General features: G+C 74.0%; 4 protein-coding genes and 1 pseudogene. 2 read left to right on the top strand and 3 right to left on the bottom strand.

Annotated features, from left to right (window positions below; all coding sequences use genetic code 11):
- Nucleotides 1-108: 108 nt before the first annotated feature.
- From ACFVVU_RS38930 to ACFVVU_RS38940, 3 genes are all read right to left on the bottom strand, one after another.
- A complete protein-coding gene (locus ACFVVU_RS38930; protein WP_387794575.1) occupies nt 109-1,326 on the bottom strand; it encodes a hypothetical protein in 1,218 nt (405 codons plus the stop codon).
- Between the two features lie 188 nt (nt 1,327-1,514).
- A complete protein-coding gene (locus tag ACFVVU_RS38935; RefSeq protein WP_380689002.1) occupies nt 1,515-2,285 on the bottom strand; it encodes a lysophospholipid acyltransferase family protein in 771 nt (256 codons plus the stop codon).
- Nucleotides 2,286-2,539: 254 nt separating this feature from the next.
- Nucleotides 2,540-2,965 (bottom strand): DUF4395 domain-containing protein, encoded by a 426-nt coding sequence (locus ACFVVU_RS38940; RefSeq protein WP_380689000.1) that lies wholly within the window; start codon nt 2,963-2,965, stop codon nt 2,540-2,542.
- A gap of 265 nt (nt 2,966-3,230) precedes the next feature.
- Between ACFVVU_RS38940 and ACFVVU_RS38945 the strand changes: the two genes are divergently transcribed.
- Nucleotides 3,231-3,644 carry a TlpA family protein disulfide reductase gene (locus ACFVVU_RS38945; protein WP_380688998.1) on the top strand — a complete coding sequence of 138 codons (414 nt, stop codon included), beginning with the start codon at nt 3,231-3,233 and terminating at the stop codon, nt 3,642-3,644.
- Between the two features lie 342 nt (nt 3,645-3,986).
- Nucleotides 3,987-4,082 (top strand): annotated as a pseudogene (locus tag ACFVVU_RS38950) (electron transfer flavoprotein subunit beta); the annotation flags it as partial.

Here is a 4,082-nt window from a genome sequence, read left to right on the forward strand (position 1 = left end):
GTACTGCAGGGGGGACCCTGTGGGAGAGTAGGACGCCGCCGAACAAATTTTGAGAAGAACCCCCGCCGGTTATCCGGCGGGGGTTCTTTGCGTTTACCGAAAATGTGCTCAGCTCGATGGTTGGGCGGTGCCCCAGCTGGGGCGGCTCTCCCCGTGGCCGGCGGTGTCGGTGATCCGGGTGGCGCCGGAGCCATCGGCGCGCATGGTGTAGAGCTCGGAGGTTCCGCCGGCGGGGGCCTGGGCGAAGGCGATCGCGGTGCCGTCGGGCGAGTAGGAGGCGATGCCGTAGGTGGTGTCGGAGGGCCCGGGGGTGAGTGCTTCGACGGCGGTGCCGTCGGGGTGGACGGTGTAGATGCCGCCGCCGGGGGCGTTGTCCGGGCCGGCGGGGTAGGTGGTGAAGACGATGCGGCTGCCGTCGGGGGACCAGTTGGCGCGGTCGCCGGCCCGCAGTTCCCACGGGGTGAGGCGGCGCAGGCCGGTGCCGTCGGCGTTGACGATGTAGAGCGCGCGGCTGTTGGCGGGCTGGCCGGTGGCGCTGGTCCGGTAGGAGAAGACGAGCTGTTTGCCGTCGGGGGACCAGGCCGGGTCGGTGACGACGCCGGAGTACGGGGTGTCGTTGGTCAGGAAGGTGAGCCGCTGGGCGGTGGTGCCGTCGGGGGCGATGACGTAGAGGTCGCTGTACTGGATCTGCTCGCTCGTCGGGTCGGCGGCGCCCCAGCCGCGGGTGAAGGCGAGCTGCTTGCCGTCGGGGGACCAGGCGGGCATGGTCTCCGTCTCGTTGAGGCAGTCGGGGGCACCGGCCTCGCAGAGTGAGCCCAGTTGGTGGACGTTCTGTCCGTCGGTGCCGGTGGTCCAGATCCGGCCGGGGGAGTCGCCGCCGGTGCGGTCGAAGGCGAGGGTGGTGCCGTCGGGGGACCAGGCGGGGTGGTCGTCGAGGGTCCGGTCGGCCGGCTGGGTGACTTGCCGGCGGGTCTTGCCGTCGGGGGTGACGGCGAAGATGGCGCTGGTGAGGCGGTCCTGGTCGAGGAAGGCCCGAGCGGCGATGAGGCCGTTGTGCGCCGGTGGGGCGGTGGGGGTGGCCGCGGCGGCGCCGACCACGCCCGCGGTGGCGTCGGCGACGGCGGGTTCGGCGGCCGGGGTCGGGGTCGGGGTGGGGGATTCGGCGCGGATCTCGCTGAGCGGGATGTCGCCGGGCTGGGCGCCGCAGCCGGTGAGCAGGGTCCCGGCGAGCAGGAGGCCCGCACCGGCGCGGTGGCGGGTGCGGGCCGTGGAGGGGTCGGAGCGATGGGGGGTGGTGGGGGAGAGCCGTGTCCGTGTGCGGGTCATCCGCGTCTCATCTCCGTCTTCGATCCGCCCGGCGCGGCCGGGCGTGAGCCCCCCGAAGGAGCTGTCACTGTGTCAGATCGGAGAGGGGCGGGCGGGGAGACACGCAACGGTCCGCGTCCGCCCGGGGACGGGGAGTCATCCGTTCGCGGGGCGCGGTCGGACCGGGTGGGCGCGGTCGGACCCGGGTGTCAGCCCCGGGCGGCGCGGCGTTCGGCCTTGGCGACGGCCTCCGCCTCGTCCTCGGCCTCGGCGGTCTCCAGGGTGGGCGCGGTGCCGCCGAGGTGGACGGGCAGCCACCAGGTGTCGTCGGGTCCGGCGGGCTTGCCGGGGTACTCGCGCTGGGCCCGGTCGAGCATCTCGGACATTGCGGCGCGCAGTCGGCGGGTGACCATGACGGGCTTGTCCTCGGGCGTCAGCACGATCGGTTCGCCGATCATGATGGTGACCGGGACGTGCCGCTTGGTGAGGGTCTTCGGACGGCCCTTGGTCCACAGCTGCTGGGTGCCCCAGAGGACGACGGGCAGCAGCGGGGCGCCGGAGTCGGCGGCCATCCGGGCGGCGCCGGTCTTGAACTTCTTCAGCATGAAGGAGCGGCTGATGGTCGCCTCGGGGAAGACACCGACCACCTCGCCGGCCCGCAGGGCGCGGACGGCGGCCTCGTAGGCGGGCTGGCCGTCGGTGCGGTCGACGGGGATGTGCTTCATGCCGCGCATCAGCGGGCCGGAGACGGCGTGCTTGAAGACGTCGTCCTTGGCCATGAAGCGGGTCTTGCGCTTGCCGCCGCGGTAGGCGCCGAGGCCGGCGAAGAGGAAGTCGAGGTAGCTGATGTGGTTGCTCACGAGCACCGCCCCGCCCTTGGCGGGGATGTGTTCGGCGCCGACGATCCTGATGCGCACGTCGAGTGCGCGGAAGACGGTCAGCGCGGCGCCGATCACCGGCGGGTACACGAGCTCTGCCACGGTCAGTCCTGACTTCGACGGGCCTGGGGGCCCGGTACGACGGGGACCCGCGTGCCGTAGGTGGGGGCCGACCGGGGGCGCGGCACACCGCGGCGGCCACGGGCGATACACGGAGATGATCCCCCGAACGGGTACCCGCTGTCACCTGAGCCGAGCCCGTGGGGCCCGATCGGGAGGTGTGATGTGCGTGATGAGCCCGGCCGGGAACTTTTCCCGGCCGGGCGTCCGGTCGGTTTTCTCCCGCCCGGGGCGGCTCAGGCGGCCAGGTCGGTCCGGGTGCGGGCGCGCAGGACCAGGAGGTACGCCTCGCAGCCGAGGCAGTAGCCGAACGCGGCGTTGAGGAAGGCGGCGGCCAGCGCGAACCCGGTGGCGAGCAGGCCGAGCCAGCCGACTCCGGTCAGGAGGGCGGCCGTGCCGACGGCGGCGAAGACCAGGCCGACCCCCTGGGCGAACCGCGGCGGGCGTTCGTCCTCGGTCTCGGCGGGTGGCGCCAGCCGGGGCCGGACCAGGGTGCGGTAGAGCCAGGAGTAGGGGGAGAAGCGCAGGCCGCCGAGGGCGCCGAGGGCGAAGACGAGGGTCTGGGCCGCGAGCAGCGCACCGCTGCCGGTGAGCAGGACGGCGATCAGGACGAGGGTGGTGAGGGCGGCGGCGAAACGCGGGCCGCGGGGGTCGATCTGCACGGGGACTCCGGGGCGGGGAGGGGCGACGGGGCGCGCGGCGACGGGGTCGCGCGGGCACCCGGGAGGGCCGGGGCGCGCGTCAGCGACAGCGCGAGGCCGTGGCCCGGCACAGGTCGACCACCCGGCGGATGGTCAGCAGCGGCTGTGCGGGGCGGTCGGAGTCCACGGGCCGATGGTACGCGGGGCCGGTGACACGGGTCGAGGGGGGTTGCGGGAGAGCCGGCCCCCGTCGCCGGCGTGGTACGGGGCGGAGCAGACTGGGGGGATGACCGGATTGGTGGTGTGTGTTGTCGTGCTCGTGGCCGCGAGCGCGTTCGGGCTGATCCGAGCGAAGCGTGACGGGAGGCTGAGGGTGCGGGAGCGGGACGGGGCGGTGCGGCTGTCGGCGGCGGAGCTGGGGGAGGCGCTCGGCGAGCGGGCGACGCTGGTGCAGTTCTCCACCGCGTTCTGCCAGCCGTGCCGGGCCACCCGGCGGGTGCTGGCGGAGGTGGCGGGGATGGTCGGCGGGGTGGCGCACGTCGAACTGGACGCCGAGGAGCGGTTGGAGCTGGTGCGGCGGCTGGAGATCGTCCGGACGCCGACCGTGCTGGTGCTGGACGCCGGTGGCCGGGTGGTGCGGCGGGCGGCCGGGCAGCCGCGGAAGGCGGATGTGATCGCGGCGCTGGGCGCGGCGGTCTGAGCCCGGCCGGGGTGTCCGGGGTGTTCGGGGCGGCCAGGACGGTGGGCGCCGGGGCGCGGGCGGGGGCGTGCGGGATGCTGCCGAGGTGAATCCGGCGGCACGAGGGCAGCCCCGTCTGGTGGAGCCCGGGGTGGCCTGGGGCAGGATGGCCCTGACGGGGCACCCCGGCCGGGGGTCCGGCGTAAGCTACTGGTGAGTAGTGACCGTCGGGCTACTGGCGGGTATGCTGCCAGCAAGTTCCGGACCGGCACGGGAACACGCTGCCGGGAGTGGGTGCGAGCCGTGTGCGCGCCCACGTGCACTGCCGCAGCCGCCGGACGAGACCAGTACAGGAGACAGGCCGTGAGCTTGAGGATCGTTGTCTGTGTGAAGTACGTGCCGGACGCGACGGGTGACCGTCGTTTCTCGGACGATCACACCACCGACCGGGAGGGCGTG

The sequence above is a fragment of the Kitasatospora sp. NPDC057965 genome, assembly GCF_042887135.1.
GTDB lineage: Bacteria > Actinomycetota > Actinomycetes > Streptomycetales > Streptomycetaceae > Kitasatospora.